At 44.6% G+C, this 17950-nt stretch carries 9 protein-coding genes and 2 rRNA genes; 3 read left to right on the top strand and 8 right to left on the bottom strand.

Annotated elements, in window-relative coordinates; translation table 11 throughout:
• Positions 1 to 37: 37 nt before the first annotated feature.
• The 4 genes from AC0L3Y_RS07475 to tadA form a co-directional block, all read right to left on the bottom strand.
• A 23S ribosomal RNA gene (locus AC0L3Y_RS07475) occupies positions 38 to 2934 on the bottom strand.
• A gap of 319 nt (positions 2935 to 3253) precedes the next feature.
• Positions 3254 to 4793 (bottom strand): 16S ribosomal RNA (locus AC0L3Y_RS07470).
• The 16S and 23S rRNA genes sit together here, the layout of an rRNA operon.
• 490 nt (positions 4794 to 5283) lie before the next feature.
• Positions 5284 to 9183 (bottom strand): phosphoribosylformylglycinamidine synthase, encoded by a 3900-nt coding sequence (purL, locus tag AC0L3Y_RS07465; protein WP_473470209.1) that lies wholly within the window; start codon positions 9181 to 9183, stop codon positions 5284 to 5286.
• 117 nt (positions 9184 to 9300) lie between these two features.
• Positions 9301 to 9789 (bottom strand): tRNA adenosine(34) deaminase TadA, encoded by a 489-nt coding sequence (gene tadA / locus AC0L3Y_RS07460; RefSeq protein ID WP_473470207.1) that lies wholly within the window; start codon positions 9787 to 9789, stop codon positions 9301 to 9303.
• 111 nt (positions 9790 to 9900) lie between these two features.
• Here tadA and AC0L3Y_RS07455 point away from each other — a divergent pair, with 111 nt between their 5' ends.
• Positions 9901 to 10323, top strand: a complete 423-nt coding sequence (locus tag AC0L3Y_RS07455; RefSeq protein WP_473470205.1) for a CBS domain-containing protein — start codon at positions 9901 to 9903, stop codon at positions 10321 to 10323.
• A gap of 1 nt (position 10324) precedes the next feature.
• Here the strand turns inward: AC0L3Y_RS07455 and AC0L3Y_RS07450 are convergent, their stop codons facing one another.
• The 4 genes from AC0L3Y_RS07450 to AC0L3Y_RS07435 form a co-directional block, all read right to left on the bottom strand.
• Positions 10325 to 10639, bottom strand: coding sequence for a cold-shock protein (locus AC0L3Y_RS07450; protein ID WP_473470203.1), 315 nt, complete (start codon positions 10637 to 10639; stop codon positions 10325 to 10327).
• Between the two features lie 21 nt (positions 10640 to 10660).
• Positions 10661 to 13444 (bottom strand): valine--tRNA ligase, encoded by a 2784-nt coding sequence (locus AC0L3Y_RS07445; protein WP_473470201.1) that lies wholly within the window; start codon positions 13442 to 13444, stop codon positions 10661 to 10663.
• A 126-nt stretch (positions 13445 to 13570) separates the two neighbouring features.
• Complete coding sequence (locus tag AC0L3Y_RS07440) at positions 13571 to 13909, bottom strand: hypothetical protein (protein ID WP_473470199.1); 339 nt, start codon at positions 13907 to 13909, stop codon at positions 13571 to 13573.
• Positions 13910 to 14137: 228 nt separating this feature from the next.
• Complete coding sequence (locus tag AC0L3Y_RS07435; RefSeq protein ID WP_473470197.1) at positions 14138 to 15598, bottom strand: leucyl aminopeptidase; 1461 nt, start codon at positions 15596 to 15598, stop codon at positions 14138 to 14140.
• Between the two features lie 121 nt (positions 15599 to 15719).
• On the opposite strand from AC0L3Y_RS07435, the gene lptF reads away from it, so the two are divergent.
• Both lptF and lptG read left to right on the top strand, forming a co-directional pair.
• Complete coding sequence (gene lptF / locus AC0L3Y_RS07430; protein WP_473470195.1) at positions 15720 to 16844, top strand: LPS export ABC transporter permease LptF; 1125 nt, start codon at positions 15720 to 15722, stop codon at positions 16842 to 16844.
• 5 nt (positions 16845 to 16849) lie between these two features.
• Positions 16850 to 17911: an LPS export ABC transporter permease LptG gene (lptG, locus tag AC0L3Y_RS07425; protein WP_473470193.1), complete on the top strand. Its 1062-nt coding sequence runs from the start codon at positions 16850 to 16852 to the stop codon at positions 17909 to 17911.
• Positions 17912 to 17950 lie beyond the last annotated feature (39 nt).

Genomic DNA, 17950 nt, shown 5'->3' with positions numbered 1-17950 from the left:
CTCTCTTCATATCCATCCAAAACCACTTTGGTGTTATATGGTCAAGCCTCACGAGCAATTAGTATTGGTTAGCTCAATGCCTCACAGCACTTACACACCCAACCTATCAACGTCCTAGTCTCGAACGGCTCTTTAGGGGACTTATGTCCCAGTGAGATCTTATCTTGAGGGAGGCTTCCCGCTTAGATGCTTTCAGCGGTTATCCCGTCCGAACGTAGCTACCCGGCAATGCCACTGGCGTGACAACCGGAACACCAGAGGTTCGTCCACTCCGGTCCTCTCGTACTAGGAGCAGCTCCTCTCAAATCTCAAACGTCCACGGCAGATAGGGACCGAACTGTCTCACGACGTTCTAAACCCAGCTCGCGTACCACTTTAAATGGCGAACAGCCATACCCTTGGGACCGGCTTCAGCCCCAGGATGTGATGAGCCGACATCGAGGTGCCAAACACCGCCGTCGATGTGAACTCTTGGGCGGTATCAGCCTGTTATCCCCGGAGTACCTTTTATCCGTTGAGCGATGGCCCTTCCATACAGAACCACCGGATCACTAAGACCTACTTTCGTACCTGCTCGACGTGTCTGTCTCGCAGTTAAGCGTGCTTTTGCCTTTACACTCTATGCATGATTTCCGACCATGCTGAGCACACCTTCGTGCTCCTCCGTTACTCTTTGGGAGGAGACCGCCCCAGTCAAACTACCCACCACACAGTGTCCTCGATCCAGATAATGGACCTGAGTTAGAACCTCAAACATACCAGGGTGGTATTTCAAGATTGGCTCCAATAGAACTGGCGTCCTATCTTCAAAGCCTCCCACCTATCCTACACAAATAGGTTCAAAGTTCACTGTGAAGCTATAGTAAAGGTTCACGGGGTCTTTCCGTCTAGCCGCGGATACACAGCATCTTCACTGCGATTTCAATTTCACTGAGTCTCGGGTGGAGACAGTGTGGCCATCGTTACGCCATTCGTGCAGGTCGGAACTTACCCGACAAGGAATTTCGCTACCTTAGGACCGTTATAGTTACGGCCGCCGTTTACTTGGGCTTCGATCAAGAGCTTCGCTTACGCTAACCCCATCAATTAACCTTCAAGCACCGGGCAGGCGTCACACCCTATACGTCCACTTTCGTGTTTGCAGAGTGCTGTGTTTTTAATAAACAGTCGCAGCCACCTGGTATCTTCGACCGACTAGTGCTTACGGAGCAAGTCCTTCACACCGGCCGGCGTACCTTCTCCCGAAGTTACGGTACCATTTTGCCTAGTTCCTTCACCCGAGTTCTCTCAAGCGCCTTGGTATTCTCTACCTGACCACCTGTGTCGGTTTGGGGTACGGTTCGAACATATCTGAAGCTTAGAAGTTTTTCCTGGAAGCATGGCATCAACCACTTCACCCAAAAGAGGGCTCGTCGTCAGTTCTCGGTCTCCCCAATAAAGGGAGGTGCCCGGATTTGCCTAAGCACCTAACCTACCGCCTTAAACACAGACAACCATCGCTGTGCTGGCCTAGCCTTCTCCGTCTCTCCATCGCAATATGTACGAGTACAGGAATATTAACCTGTTTCCCATCGACTACGCATTTCTGCCTCGCCTTAGGGGCCGACTCACCCTGCCCTGATTAACATGGGACAGGAAACCTTGGTCTTCCGGCGGGGGAGTTTTTCACTCCCCTTATCGTTACTCATGTCAACATTCGCACTTCTGATACCTCCAGCCTGCCTTACAGCTTGACCTTCAACGGCTTACAGAACGCTCCTCTACCATGCCTAGTAAACTAAGCATCCGTAGCTTCGGTGTACAGTTTGAGCCCCGTTATATCTTCCGCGCAGGCCGACTCGACTAGTGAGCTATTACGCTTTCTTTAAAGGATGGCTGCTTCTAAGCCAACCTCCTAGCTGTCTAAGCCTTCCCACATCGTTTCCCACTTAACTGTAACTTTGGGACCTTAGCTGACGGTCTGGGTTGTTTCCCTTTCCACGACGGACGTTAGCACCCGCCGTGTGTCTCCCGTAATTGCACTCATTGGTATTCGGAGTTTGCATGGGGTTGGTAAGTCGGGATGACCCCCTAGCCCAAACAGTGCTCTACCCCCAATGGTGAGATACGAGGCGCTACCTAAATAGCTTTCGAGGAGAACCAGCTATCTCCGAGCTTGATTAGCCTTTCACTCCTATCCACAAGTCATCCCCGGACTTTTCAACGTACGTGGGTTCGGTCCTCCAGTTAGTGTTACCCAACCTTCAACCTGCTCATGGATAGATCGCCCGGTTTCGGGTCTATTCCCAGCAACTAAACGCCCTATTAAGACTCGGTTTCCCTACGGCTCCACTACTCGCTTAACCTTGCTACTGAAAATAAGTCGTTGACCCATTATACAAAAGGTACGCAGTCACGGAACAAGTCCGCTCCCACTGCTTGTACGTACACGGTTTCAGGATCTATTTCACTCCCCTCACAGGGGTTCTTTTCGCCTTTCCCTCACGGTACTGGTTCACTATCGGTCAGTCAGGAGTATTTAGCCTTGGAGGATGGTCCCCCCATATTCAGACAGGATATCACGTGTCCCGTCCTACTCGTTTTCATGATAAAGGTGTTTTCGTATACGGGGCTATCACCCTCTACGGCGGCCCTTTCCAGAGCCTTCTACTAACACCTAAACCACTTAAGGGCTAATCCCCTTTCGCTCGCCGCTACTTAGGGAATCTCGGTTGATTTCTTTTCCTAAGGGTACTTAGATGTTTCAGTTCCCCTCGTTCGCCTCGTATGGCTATGTATTCACCATACGATACCCGCAAGCGGGTGGGTTTCCCCATTCGGACATGTTCGGATCAAAGCCTGTTTATCGACTCCCCGAACCTTTTCGCAGATTACCACGTCCTTCATCGCCTCTGACTGCCAAGGCATCCACCGTGCACGCTTGGTCACTTGACCATATAACCCAAAATAGTTTCCACTCCGAAGAGTTTCACATTCAGATCACATACCTAAGAGCTTTTGTACCTCTTAGGATTTACGATAATAGAAGTCACTAGGTTAAAGTGAGCTTCCACCGGTTTAACGCTTGATTTATCGTTATTTCAAAATTCGAATTGTTAAAGAGCAAGTTTAGTGCAAAGCACTAAGTCAGAGACTAAAAATCACCAATCGCCAAGGCGCTTGATGCTTAGTGTCTTGCTTAGAACTTTGTTCTAATGCTTTTAAGATAGGTATCAGATAATTTGTGTGAACGCTCACCAGAGCTTCTATCGTTTAAGGAGGTGATCCAGCCCCAGGTTCCCCTAGGGCTACCTTGTTACGACTTCACCCCAGTCATTGACCACTCCGTGGTAACCGCCATCCCCGAAGGGTTAAGCTAGCTACTTCTGGAGCAATCAACTCCCATGGTGTGACGGGCGGTGTGTACAAGGCCCGGGAACGTATTCACCGTGGCATTCTGATCCACGATTACTAGCGATTCCGACTTCATGGAGTCGAGTTGCAGACTCCAATCCGGACTACGACGTACTTTATGGGATTCGCTCACTATCGCTAGCTTGCAGCCCTTTGTATACGCCATTGTAGCACGTGTGTAGCCCTACTCGTAAGGGCCATGATGACTTGACGTCGTCCCCACCTTCCTCCGGTTTGTCACCGGCAGTCTCCTTAAAGTTCCCACCCGAAGTGCTGGCAAATAAGGATAAGGGTTGCGCTCGTTACGGGACTTAACCCAACATTTCACAACACGAGCTGACGACAGCCATGCAGCACCTGTCTCACAGTTCCCGAAGGCACCAAGGAATCTCTTCCAAGTTCTGTGGATGTCAAGAGTAGGTAAGGTTCTTCGCGTTGCTTCGAATTAAACCACATGCTCCACCGCTTGTGCGGGCCCCCGTCAATTCATTTGAGTTTTAACCTTGCGGCCGTACTCCCCAGGCGGTCTACTTATTGCGTTAGCTGCGCCACTAAGTCATTACAACCCAACGGCTAGTAGACATCGTTTACGGCGTGGACTACCAGGGTATCTAATCCTGTTTGCTCCCCACGCTTTCGCACCTCAGTGTCAGTATCAGTCCAGGGTGTCGCCTTCGCCACTGATGTTCCTTCCTATATCTACGCATTTCACCGCTACACAGGAAATTCCACACCCCTCTACCGTACTCTAGCCTGCCAGTATCCGATGCCATTCCAAGGTTGAGCCCTGGGATTTCACATCAGACTTAACAAACCACCTACGCGCGCTTTACGCCCAGTAATTCCGATTAACGCTTGCACCCTCTGTATTACCGCGGCTGCTGGCACAGAGTTAGCCGGTGCTTCTTCTGGGGCTAACGTCAAAGTACGCTGGTATTAGCAACGTACCCTTCCTCACCCCTGAAAGTGCTTTACAACCCTAAGGCCTTCTTCACACACGCGGCATGGCTGGATCAGGCTTGCGCCCATTGTCCAATATTCCCCACTGCTGCCTCCCGTAGGAGTCTGGGCCGTGTCTCAGTCCCAGTGTGACTGGTCATCCTCTCAGACCAGTTAGAGATCGTCGCCTTGGTAGGCCTTTACCCTACCAACTAGCTAATCTCACGCAGGCTCATCTAATAGCGGAAGGTCACAAGTGATCCCCTCCTTTCCCCCTCAGGGCGTATGCGGTATTAGCATGCGTTTCCACATGTTGTCCCCCTCTACTAGGCAGATTCCTACGCGTTACTCACCCGTCCGCCGCTCGTCAGCAGGAGCAAGCTCCCCTGTTACCGCTCGACTTGCATGTGTTAAGCCTGCCGCCAGCGTTCAATCTGAGCCATGATCAAACTCTTCAGTTAAAGAACATGCTCACTCAAATCTATTACACTAACAAATAACTTAATTAATCCACCGTCCAATTAAGAACAGCAAACCAACATAAAGCGAATTGCATGCAGACTCTCGTAAGTCTTCAATTTTTTTGACCAACTACACGCTACAAGTAGCAATGCGATGGTCTTCTGAAGTCTCTAGCGAGCGCCCACACAAATTATCTGATTATCTATTTTAAAGAGCGTTGCCGTTACACTTAAGCCACTTATCCTCTGCAAGAGAGTCAAGCCCTGTCCGTGTCAGCGAGGGCGTATATTAAGGATCTACAGATTTTCTGCAACCCTTTTCACCTAATTCTTTTAATTAAATGATAAAAAAGTGTTTTCTGGCTAATAAAGCACCAAAACAATCCTAAATAGATCAAATAGCAATCAATTTTCTACCTGACAAGCATAAAAAAAGCCCCATCACTTTCAGTGACAGGGCCTTTTATAACTAACAGCTTAAATCAAAAGACTAACCCAACCATTTTCTCGCATTTTGGAACAAACGCAACCAAGGAGCTTGCTCTTGCCATTCGCTTGGATGCCAACTGTGTTGAACCGTACGATAAACACGCTCTGGATGAGGCATCATAATAGTCACTCGACCATCTCCTGATGTTAATCCTGTCACGCCTTCAGCTGAACCATTTGGATTAAACGGATAACGCTCTGTCGCTTGTCCGTAGTTATCTACGTAACGAAGTGCTACTTGAGCAGATTTAACCAATGCCGCAATATCATCTTCATTGCGATATTCCGTTTGACCTTCGCCATGCGCAACCGCAATTGGCATTCTTGATCCTTCCATTCCTGCCAGTAAGATAGAGTTTGATTTCTGAACTTCTACCTGAACAAGACGACCTTCAAATTGGGCAGATTCGTTACGAATAAATTTAGGCCAATGATCCGCACCCGGAATCAATTCACGAAGATTCGACAACATCTGGCAACCATTACACACACCAAGTGAAAAAGTATCTGTGCGTTTAAAGAATGATTCAAATTGATCGCGGGCAATTGGATTAAACAAAATTGATTTCGCCCAACCTTCACCTGCGCCCAATACATCACCGTAAGAGAAGCCACCACAAGCAACCAAACCATTAAATCCATCGAGAGAAATACGACCAGAAATAATATCGCTCATGTGAACATCAACAGGAGTAAAACCAGCTTTATGGAAAGCAGCGGCCATTTCCACCTGACCATTGACACCCTGCTCACGCAATACAGCAATTTTAGGTCTAGCTCCTTTCGCAATATACGGTGCTGCAACATCTTCATTAAGATCAAATGTCACGCTAGCCGATAGACCAGGATCTTTCGCATCAAGTAAACTGTCGAATTCTTGCAGCGCCGACTCTGGATTATCACGTAAAGCCTGAACACGATAACTCGTTTCAGACCAGACACGCTGCCAATTAATGCGGCTTTCTTTAAGCAATGTTTCGCCAGCGAAGCGAATAGAAATATGATCGTCACCAGACAGTGTTGCGATAGAATAAACCGCCACACCTGCCATTGCATAAGAAGCGATAACGCTCGCCACATCAGATTCATTTACCTGAATAACCGCACCAAGCTCTTCGCTGAATAATGCTGGAGCCGCTTGAGCTCGATCCGTAACAACGGCATCAAGGTCGATATTCAAACCTAAATGGCTGGCGAACGACATTTCAGTCAGAGTCGCAAAAACACCACCGTCCGAACGGTCATGATAAGAAAGTAACTTGCCTTCGGTATTTAAAGCCTGAGTCGTATCAAAGAACCCAGCCAAAACCGCAGCATCGTCTACATCTGGTGCCTGCTGACCAAGTTTATTGTAAACCTGAGCAATAACAGAGCCACCAAGGCGATTTTTACCAGCACCCAAATCAATCAATAATAAACGTGTATTTGCTTTATTTTGAAGCTCAGGAGTTAAGGTTTTACGCACATCGGCTACTGGAGCAAACGCCGTAATCACCAAAGACAAAGGCGACGTAACCGCTTTTTCTTGACCATCTTCTTTCCATACCGTTTTCATCGACATGGAATCTTTACCTACTGGGATAGCAATATCCAATGCAGGGCACAACTCCATACCCACCGCTTTTACGGTTTGATAAAGCTTTTCGTCTTCACCTTCATGTCCTGCAGCGGCCATCCAGTTTGCAGACAACTTAATACTACTACGCTTTATTACTTGCGCCGCCGCTAAGTTAGTCAATGCTTCACCAACTGCCATACGACCAGAGGCTGGCGCGTCCAGTAAAGCAACAGGCGTACGCTCACCCATCGTCATCGCTTCACCCGTATAGCTTTCCAATGATGACGTTGTGACTGCCACATCTGCTACTGGCACCTGCCAAGGCCCAACCATTTGGTCACGTGCAACCATTCCGGTAATCGTTCTATCACCAATGGTGATTAGGAAGTTTTTACTGGCAACGGTAGGCAAGCTCAATACACGCTTCGCAGCATCAGCCAAATCGACCTCAAGCGCAGTAAAATCATCACCTGCAACAATAGCTTTGTTTGCTTCACGGTGCATTTTCGGCGCTTTACCAAACAAAACAGACATAGGTAAATCGACAGGCTTATTGCCGAAGTGTTCATCCGCCACTTCCAAATGAAGCTCTTCTTTGGCTTCACCAACAATAGCGAATGGACAACGCTCTCGTTCACAAATCGCAGTAAATTCTTCAATACGATCAGGAGAAACCGCCATGACGTAACGTTCTTGCGACTCGTTACACCAGATTTCTAAAGGAGACATACCAGGCTCATCATTTAAAACCTTACGTAAATCAAAACTTCCACCGCGTTCGCCATCTTTTACCAATTCAGGTAACGCATTAGACAAACCGCCAGCACCCACATCATGAATAAAACTGATCGGGTTTTTATCACCAAGCTGCCAGCAACGGTCGATCACCTCCTGACAACGACGCTCCATTTCTGGATTGCCACGCTGAACAGACGCAAAGTCCAGGTCTTCATTGCCATCGGCAGACGCCATAGACGACGCAGCACCGCCACCAAGACCAATCAACATGGCTGGTCCACCAAGTACAATTAACTTAGCGCCGACTTTAATTTCTTTTTTCTCAACGTGCTCACGGCGGATATTACCCATGCCGCCCGCCAACATAATTGGCTTATGATAACCACGCACTTCTTCTTGAGAAGCACCTTGGATTTTTTGCTCGTAAGTACGGAAGTAACCTAATAAATTCGGACGTCCAAATTCATTATTAAATGCCGCACCGCCAATTGGGCCTTCGATCATGATATCTAAAGGCGTTACGATACGAGAAGGTTTGCCGTAATAACTTTCCCAAGGCTGTTCAAAACCAGGGATTTTCAAGTCAGAAACGGTATAGCCACTCAAACCTGCTTTTGGTTTGGAGCCAATACCGGTTGCACCTTCATCACGAATTTCGCCACCAGAACCCGTCGCCGCACCTGAAAAAGGTGAAATAGCGGTTGGGTGATTATGGGTCTCAACCTTCATCAAGATATCAATATTCTCTTGACTAAAATCGTATTCACCCGTGCCAGGCGCCGGAAAGAAACGCCCAGCAAAATGGCCTTCCATCACAGCCGCATTGTCTTTATAAGCAGACAAGGTGCCTTCAGGATTATGTTCGTGCGTATTCTTGATCATCTTAAACAAAGAGCGTTCTTGCTCTTCGCCATCAATAGTCCAAGACGCATTGAATATTTTATGACGACAATGCTCTGAGTTTGCCTGAGCAAACATCATCAATTCAATGTCGATTGGATTACGCCCAAGCTCAACAAAAGCATCAACCAAATAATCGATTTCATCTTCAGCCAGCGCAAGACCCAAGGTTTGGTTTGCCTCAACCAACGCCAAACGGCCGCCACCTAAAACATCAACGCTCGTCATAGGTGCGGGCTCTGCATGAGAAAACAGACCGGCCGCGTCACTCAATGCTGGAAGCAAACTTTCAGTCATGCGGTCATGCAGCATAGCAGACAACAAATCTAGCTCTTCAACCGTCAAGGCTTTCGAGCTATGGATAAAGTATTCCACACCACGCTCAACGCGAGATACAGTAACTAAACCACAATTATGGAGGATATCGGTTGCTTTCGATGACCAAGGTGAAATTGTCCCCAAACGAGGAACAACAAGAACACTTTGATCAGACGAACTGACTTGGGAGGATTTAGGACCATAGGCCAAAACGCGTTGCAGAACAGCATTCTGTTCAACCGTAAGCGTTTGATTATCAGCCAACTCCACAAAATGGAGAAATTGTGCATCGACGTCAGTAACAGAAGTCACTGATGCTTGCATATTGGCTAATAACTTTGCCTTGCGAAACGCTGATAGCGCAGCGGAACCATGCAGAGTTAGCATGTTGAGTATTGCCTCACTTGGTAGTTTTGGGGGAAATGATGCGGTATTTTAAATCAATGAAGCAAATAGAGGCTAGCAGAGTATGAAATTTCTACACAAAATAAACAAAAAAATAGCTTAAAGCGGTTTTTTCACCAATTCTTTTAGCTTCTTTTTCTGTTCACGGCGGTATTGAAAGAATTGAGTTAATTGAGAAGCCGCTATTTCACCTAATATACCTCTCTCAACCTTGACCTGATGGTTAAGAAAAGGGGCGTTAAAAAATTGCCCCTGACTTTCGGCAACACCACTTTTTGGCTCAGTAGCAGCATAAACAACTCGACCAATGCGGGCATGAACAATCGCCCCTGCACACATAGAACAAGGCTCCAAAGTAACATACAAGGTTGCACCAGATAATCGATAGTTATTAACCGTCTTGCATGCGGCACGAATCGCTTGAATTTCTGCATGGGCGGTTGGATCACACATTGAGATTGGCGAATTATAACCTTCTCCAATAATCTCATTATCGAGAACAACAATAGCACCAACCGGAATTTCATTTTCCTCTGCGGCTTTAGCGGCCAATTCAAGCGCTCTTCCCATCCATTCTTGATCTTTCATTATTGATCCACCTCAAGGCGATTATATTGCCTTAAATACATGATTGCCTTTCATACACAATCCGCTCTACACTCAATTTTAATAAGATCATAAACACAAGGAGATTTATTTATGCGCACAGTGGCAGATTTAATGTCGACAAGTTTAATTACATTAAAAGAAAATGATTCCTTAGCGAAAGCCAAAGAATTAATGCACGAAAAAAACATTAGAAATATCCCAATCGTAAATGACGAAGGGGAATGCGTAGGAATGCTTACGCAACGAGAATACCTACGTCATGCATTTCATTTGGTTAGTCAATTTGGCACTCATCAAATATCCAAGAAAGAACAGCAAACCCCTATTACCAATGCCATGAACAAAGACATACTGACAGTAAGTCCTAACATGGAATTAAGTGCGGCAGCCGAATTCTTTATCGAAAATAAGTATGGATGCTTACCTGTAACCGAAGGTAACAAGCTTATCGGCATCCTCACACCAGTCGATTTCGTTAAACTAGCTGATAAAATGCTAAAAGAATTAGTCTAGATTAAGCACTTGCAAGCTGTTCATTAGAGATAGGAAGTACCACTTGCACTTCTTTCTCTACATGAACATCAAGTGCTTGCACACCAAAATCTGTTTCAGATAACTCAAAGCTAACGGTTTGCCCTTTTCTAAGCGTCTTATGGCCATTACAAGCAATTGACTTGTAATGTACAAACACGTCACTTTCCGTTTCTCTTTTAATGAAACCAATTCCCTTAGCATCATTAAACCATTTAACTTTTCCAGTTAATCGCTCCATTACCTTCGCCTCTTTTTTTATTTTTATTAAAGTAAGCGCAAGGTTAGCGATCAACATTGACCACTAACCTTTATCTATTTATAAAGATTCAATACTAATTTTTTGCTCTTCTAACTTACTAACCATCAATTGCAAGTCATCACATTTCGCTCGCTCTTTTTCAACAACTTCAGCTGGAGCTTTAGCAACAAAACTCTCATTTGATAACTTACCTTGTATACGCTGAAGCTCTTTAGATGACTTATCAATTTCTTTTTGCAGACGAGCTAACTCTGCGTCTTTATCAATCAGCCCAGCCATTGGTACCAATACTTCCATGTCTCCAACCAAAGCCGTCGCAGACATAGGCGCTTCGTCACCTGTTGCCAACCAAGTAACCGTATCTAACTTCGCTAAGGTTTGTAAGAATGTTAAATTCGCATCAAGACGCATTCGATCTTGCTCAGAACCATTACGACACAAAATCGCCAAAGGTTTAGAAGGAGAAATGTTCATTTCACCTCGGATATTACGAATTCCTTCAATAACACCCTTTAACCACTCCACATCCGCTTCTGCTTCTGCATCTTTCTTGGCATCTTCTGCTACTGGATATTGACCTAACATGACAGATTCACCCTCAACACCAGCTAAAGGAGCAACCCGCTGCCAAATCTCTTCCGTCAAGAAAGGCATCATTGGATGAGCTAAACGCAAGAAAGCTTCTAAAACTCGAACCAAGGTACGACGCGTACCAGTTAGTTGAGCGGCCGTAGCATTTTCGTCCCAAAGTACAGGTTTGGATAATTCCAAATACCAATCACAATATTCATGCCACATAAACTCATAAAGTGCTTGAGCAGCCAAGTCAAAACGGTGAGTTTCAAAAGCACGATTTACGGCATCTTCAGCATGCTGTAACCGAGAAATAATCCACTTGTCCGCAAGAGACAATTCAACATCCGTACCGTTTTGACCACAATCTTGGTCTTCTGTATTCATCAAAACGTAACGAGTAGCGTTCCAAATTTTATTACAGAAATTACGGTAGCCCTCCAAACGATTTAGATCGAACTTAATATCACGACCACCTGACGCCAAAGAACAAAGTGTAAATCGTAAAGCATCTGTACCATAAGACTGTATACCTTCGGGATAAGTCTCACGTGTGTTCTTCTCCACTTTAGCCGCTAGACGAGGCTGCATCATGCCATAAGTCCGTTTCGCAACAAGAGATTCAATATCAATACCGTTAATCAAATCCAATGGATCGATGACATTGCCTTTCGACTTAGACATTTTATCGCCACGTTCATCGCGAATAAGACCTGTAATGTAAACCGTTTTGAAAGGAACTTTATTCGTGAATTTCAATGTCATCATGATCATTCTGGCAACCCAGAAGAAAATAATATCGAAGCCAGTTACCAGCACGTTAGATTCACTAAATTCTTTAAAATCTTGAGTTTCTTCAGGCCAGCCCTGTGTTGCAAATGTCCATAGAGCAGAAGAAAACCAAGTATCTAGAACATCTTCATCTTGTGTTAATTCAAGCTCAGCCGACAAACTGTATTTAGCTCGAACATCTGCTTCATCTTTACCCACATAAAATTTGCCATCTGCATCATACCAAGCAGGGATTTGATGCCCCCACCAAAGCTGACGAGAAATACACCAATCCTGCAAATCACGCATCCATGCAAAATAGGTGTTCTCCCATTGTTTAGGAACAAACTGGATATCACCATTTTCAACTGCTTCAATTGCAGGTTTAGCTAAACTCTCAACCGCTACATACCACTGATTCGTTAAATAGGGTTCAATAACGGTATTACCACGTTCACCACGAGGTACTTTCAATTTATGATCAGCTATTTTCTCAAGCAAACCTAAAGCATCAAAGTCAGCAACAACCGCTTTACGAGCATCAAAGCGATCCATGCCACGATATTTTTCTGGCGCAGTATCATTGATAGTCGCATCGTCTGTTAAAATATTAATCAACGGCATGTCATGACGCTTGCCGACTTCATAGTCGTTAAAGTCATGGGCAGGTGTAATTTTCACACAGCCAGTACCAAACTCTTTATCGACATATTCATCAGCAACAATTGGAATACGACGCCCCACCAACGGTAACTCAACTTCTTTCCCAACAAGCGAAGTAAAACGCTCATCATCCGGCGCAACAGCAACGGCTGCATCACCAAACATAGTTTCTGGACGAGTTGTAGCAACTACAATGTAATCTTTACCGTCATCCGTTTTCACGCCGCCCGCTAATGGATAGCGGAAATACCACATAAAACCATTTTCTTCTTCTGAAATAACTTCCAAATCAGAAATGGCCGTATGCAAGACAGGATCCCAATTAACTAAACGCTGACCGCGATAAATAATCCCTTCATCATAAAGACGGACAAACACTTCTTGAACAGCGGCGGACATACCTGGGTCCATCGTGAAGCGCTCTTTCTCCCACGCAACAGAGTCCCCCATAACTCGCATCTGATCTGAAATAGTACCGCCAGACTGATCTTTCCATTCCCATACTTTCTCAAGGAACTTCTCACGCCCAAGATCATGGCGAGTAAGATTCTCCGCGGCTAATTGACGCTCTACAACCATCTGTGTCGCAATTCCCGCATGGTCACAACCTGGCTGCCATAATGTTCGACTGCCTTTCATGCGCTCACGACGAATCATGGCATCCATCAGGGTATGCTGAAAAGCATGCCCCATGTGAAGACTACCAGTAACATTTGGCGGTGGAATCATGATAGAAAAAGGAGATCCGTTGCCTTGAGGGGCAAAATAGCCACCCTCTTCCCAACGTTTATAAATAGGCTGTTCAATACTCTGAGGTTGGTAAGTCTTTTCCATTATGGTGTCTTAAAGCTCTTATGTAGCGGTCAATTTGATTTTGCAGAATTATAACTTGTCGGGACAAGATAAAAAATAACATGCGTATTATTAAACGTATCAACCATGCACAAAGCACACGGAAGGTTAATTTTTTGGAGTATCAGAGTCAGACGAATACAAAGTCTGTATCACTTCTGACACAAGCTCCGGTAATCGTTTTTCAAGAACGCTTGCAATCGCTTTTGCAATGAGCTCTTGTGAAAAACCACCAGACGAGACGTCCATTTCTTCTGTTTTCTGTTCATTATCCAAGTCATCAAACGTTTGAACTAAATGCTCTTCTTGGCTAGCGCATGTAGCCACCTGTTCAGCAACAACATCCATTAATATAGGAATATCATCTTGATTCCGAAAGGCTGAAACCAAGGTTTCTTCATCTGGTTCAAGAGCACCACCTTCATGATGAGCAGCTAAATCTGACATAGGGAAAACCAACATTAAGAAAACAAAATACAACAATGGGGTCTATTACCCCCCAACCAATCATTTATTACTTCAACTTTCGCACCGAAGACAACAAAAGTCCACCCTCCCTAGTAAATCGAAATAATCAGAAAAAAATAACATCTTGATCAGGTTAATTTTTTCGACAAAAAAGCAGTGATAAAAAATCATCACTGCCTTTTAAAAGCCTTATTTTGTCAGATAAACTTACGCTTTAGATAATAAATAGCGAGTAAGTAACGCGACAGGTCGACCACTTGCACCTTTCGTTGCACCACCAGCCCATGCTGTTCCTGCAATATCTAAATGCGCCCAAGGGTAGGACCCTGTGAAACGAGACAAGAAACATGCAGCTGTTACAGAACCTGCTTCGGGACCACCAATGTTAGCGATATCGGCAAAATTACTATCTAACTGCTGCTGATACTCTTCATCTAATGGCATTTGCCAGATTTTATCAGCCGCCGTCTGACTTGCCGATTTCAACTCTGCAGCCAAATCATCATTATTAGCATACATACCAGAATTAACGCTACCTAAAGCAACAACACAAGCACCAGTCAAAGTAGCAATATCGACAACAGATTGTGGTTTAAAGCGCTCAATGTATGACAAGGCGTCACACAATACCAAACGCCCTTCAGCATCGGTGTTTAGAATTTCAACCGTTTGACCAGACATGGTCTTAACAATATCACCCGGTTTAGTTGCACGGCTACTTGGCATATTTTCCGCAGCGGCAATAACCGCAGTAAAGTTAAGCTTTGACTTCAATTCACATATCGCTTTCATGGTACCAAAAACGCTTGCAGCACCACACATATCATATTTCATCTCGTCCATCTTAGGGCCAGGCTTCAACGAAATACCACCAGTATCAAAGGTAATACCTTTACCTAGCAATACATGAGGCGCCTCATCTTTTTGACCACCACGATAATGCATCACAATTAAATAGCTTGGCTGATCACTGCCACGACCAACGGACAACAGGCAATGCATACCTAGCTCGTCCATTTTATTTTCGTCTAGCAACTCAACATCGATTCCATATTCTTCACCTAAATGCTGAGCTTTCGATGCTAAATAACTTGGCGTACAAACGTTGCCTGGTAAATTACCAAGCTGACGAGCGAAGGCTGAACCACTTGCTGTTGCGGTACCAATTACTAAGGCCTCTTCGTCCGCGCCCTCTAAAAGCAAAGACTCGACCTTCGTCGCTTTACTAGCATCATCTTGCTTGAAGCCAAGAAAGTTATAAAAACCCTCATTAAGCCACTGAGCAACCAAAGCAGTAACCTCGGACTGAGAACGTTTTTTCATAACAAGTGATGCACTAGCTAACGCAACAGACGCATAAGGCAAACCTTTTATCTGAGCCGCAACAGCCGCAACAACTTTACGAGCTTGCATATCACTTAATTCAGCATCTTTGCCAACGCCAACTAATAATGCAGCTTGGGCAAAATCTTGAGTCAAACTTGGTAATAGTAAAGTTTGCGCAACACTACCTTTGAAAACACCGGTTGCACGCAATTGAGAAACTTGTCCTGCTGAGCTTTCATCGACCCAAGCAGTCGAGTCAGGAAAATCCCCCTCACTAGGGACAAAAACAACAAGCAAATCAGCTTGAACTGTAGATAAGCGATCAAATAACGCCATATTCATGGAAAATTCCTCAAAAAAATAACTTTTTAAAAAAACTGGATAATGTTCTTCTTACCGCGAGATAATGGGGGCTTTAAATATGTAATCAACTCTACGGTTAAAAACCGATATTCATCCAGAGGTGACTTTGAGACTATTCAGATACTTAGCGAAAGAGGTGCTGGTGTCAACAGCTGGCGTCACGCTAATTTTACTACTCGTGATACTAAGCGGCCGTTTCTCTTTCTACTTGAACCGTATAACTGAAGGTAAAATGACCTTCGAGTTTCTTTTTGTCATTCTTGGTTATCATATCCCTAGCTTCATCCAGATGATTTTACCTCTGGCTTTTTTCTTGTCTTTATTACTCGCATTTGGCCGCTTATATATAGAAAATGAAATGTCAGTACTTTTTTCTAGCGGTATTAGTAAAATCAAACTGGCTGGTTACACCTTAGGTATTGCTTGTATTGTCAGCTTAACTAGTGGAGGAATTAACTTCTGGCTTGCACCATTTAGCGAATATCGCGCAGCAGAAGCATCCCAAGCACAAGACCAGTTATCTGCATTTGATTTACTCATACCAGGTCGTTTTGAAGGCAGCGGTCAACGAACCACTTATATAGAAAACTTCACACCTGATGAAGGATGGATAAACAATATATTTCTTTCTGATGTTACCAGTAAAAAAGGCAAAAACATTCCCACTCAAATGTTCGCGGATTACGCAGAACAAATTCGAGTCAGCTCAAAGAACAACGAAAAATACCTCATATTCAAAAACGGCATTCGTTATGAAGGCAAACCAGGCACCGCAAATTATCGCATTACTCAATTCGATACTTATGCTGTTCGCATGGAAACCACCGAAAGTGATGTAATTAACGAAGCCTACACAAAAAGTACAATTGATTTAATCAATAGCACCAAGCTTCTTGATCAAGTCGAATTACAATGGCGTATATCTCTTGTTGTCATGATTCCAATTCTTGCAATCATTGGCTTATCATTAAGCCAAGTAAACCCAAGACAAGGACGCTTTTTCAAAATGCTCCCTGCCATTCTATTGATGATTTTTTATATCGCGCTATTAATTTGGGGGCGTACCGCTTTAGAAAAAGGAAAACTCCCCATTCAATTAGGCCTTTGGTGGATACACGGTATTTTTACTCTTATTGCAGCGGCCTTATTTATCCAATACAACCAAATATTTGAACGTCGCAAAGCACGATTACCTAAAGTAACCAAATCAAGCTCAAGCGAGTAATCCCTATGAAGAAAATAGATAAATACATCGCAAGCAGTGTTTTATGGTCATTTTTAATTGTGACTGTTGTACTGCTCGGTTTGGATTTTGCGCTTACTTTTATTGAGCAAATAAAAAAAGTAAACGACAACTACACCATTCAATCTTTACTCCAAGTAATTTCTCTGCGGGTGCCTGGTAAACTAGCCGAATACATCCCTATAGCATCACTCATAGGTACATTAATGGGGCTTGGCACACTAGCAGCCACATCAGAACTAACAGTTATGCGAGCAGCAGGAATGCCAATCTGGCGAATCGGCTTTGCCGCCTGCCAGCCTATTATATTGATTTCTTTATTAGGCATGGGTATTTCAGAATTCATTGCCCCCATTGCAGCTCAAAAAGCGAATCTAATAGAGAAATTTCAGGATCAAAAAACAGATACTTTTTCATTAACCGGTGGCGTTTGGCTAAAAGCAGACAACAACTTCGTATACATAGATGCGGCGGACAGTGAGGGCAAGTTATACGGCATACAAATTTTCTCACCTGAAGGACAAGAGCTAAAAAATATCAAAAGTGCAGACAGTGCCCAGCACATAGATGGCTCACTGTGGCAATTAAATGCAGTCACAGAAACAAAATTCTCTCCCAATCACATCACAGCAACTAGTATGGATAGTGCAGAATGGAATGTCAGTATAATGCCAGAACATTTATTTTTAGCCTCCCAAGAGCCTGACTCCCTATCCTTAAGCCAGTTAATGAGCTACCAGCAATATTTGCGTCAGCAGAACCTTGACGCTTCTCAATACGAACTAGAGTTTTGGATGACAACCCTTCGTCCGATAGCCTCCCTTGCTTTGGTCCTCGTCGCTTTATCAAGCGTTTTTGGACCATTAAGATCATCAACAATGGGAGGACGTATTTTCTCAGGTGTAATAATAGGTTTAGCTTTTCAAAACGCCTTAAATTTATTCGGTCGAATGAGTGTTGCGGTCGATTTCCCACCAGCCATTGGCGTAAGTATCCCAATTGCAGTGTGTTTATTTGCCGGCATTATATTAATGCGACGCAGAGGCTAACTACCTAAACAACTGAGCTTAAAAGCCAGAAAATAGAAA

It is taken from the genome of Marinomonas sp. GJ51-14 (assembly GCF_055808695.1).
This window is presented reverse-complemented; position numbering and strand designations above follow the sequence as displayed.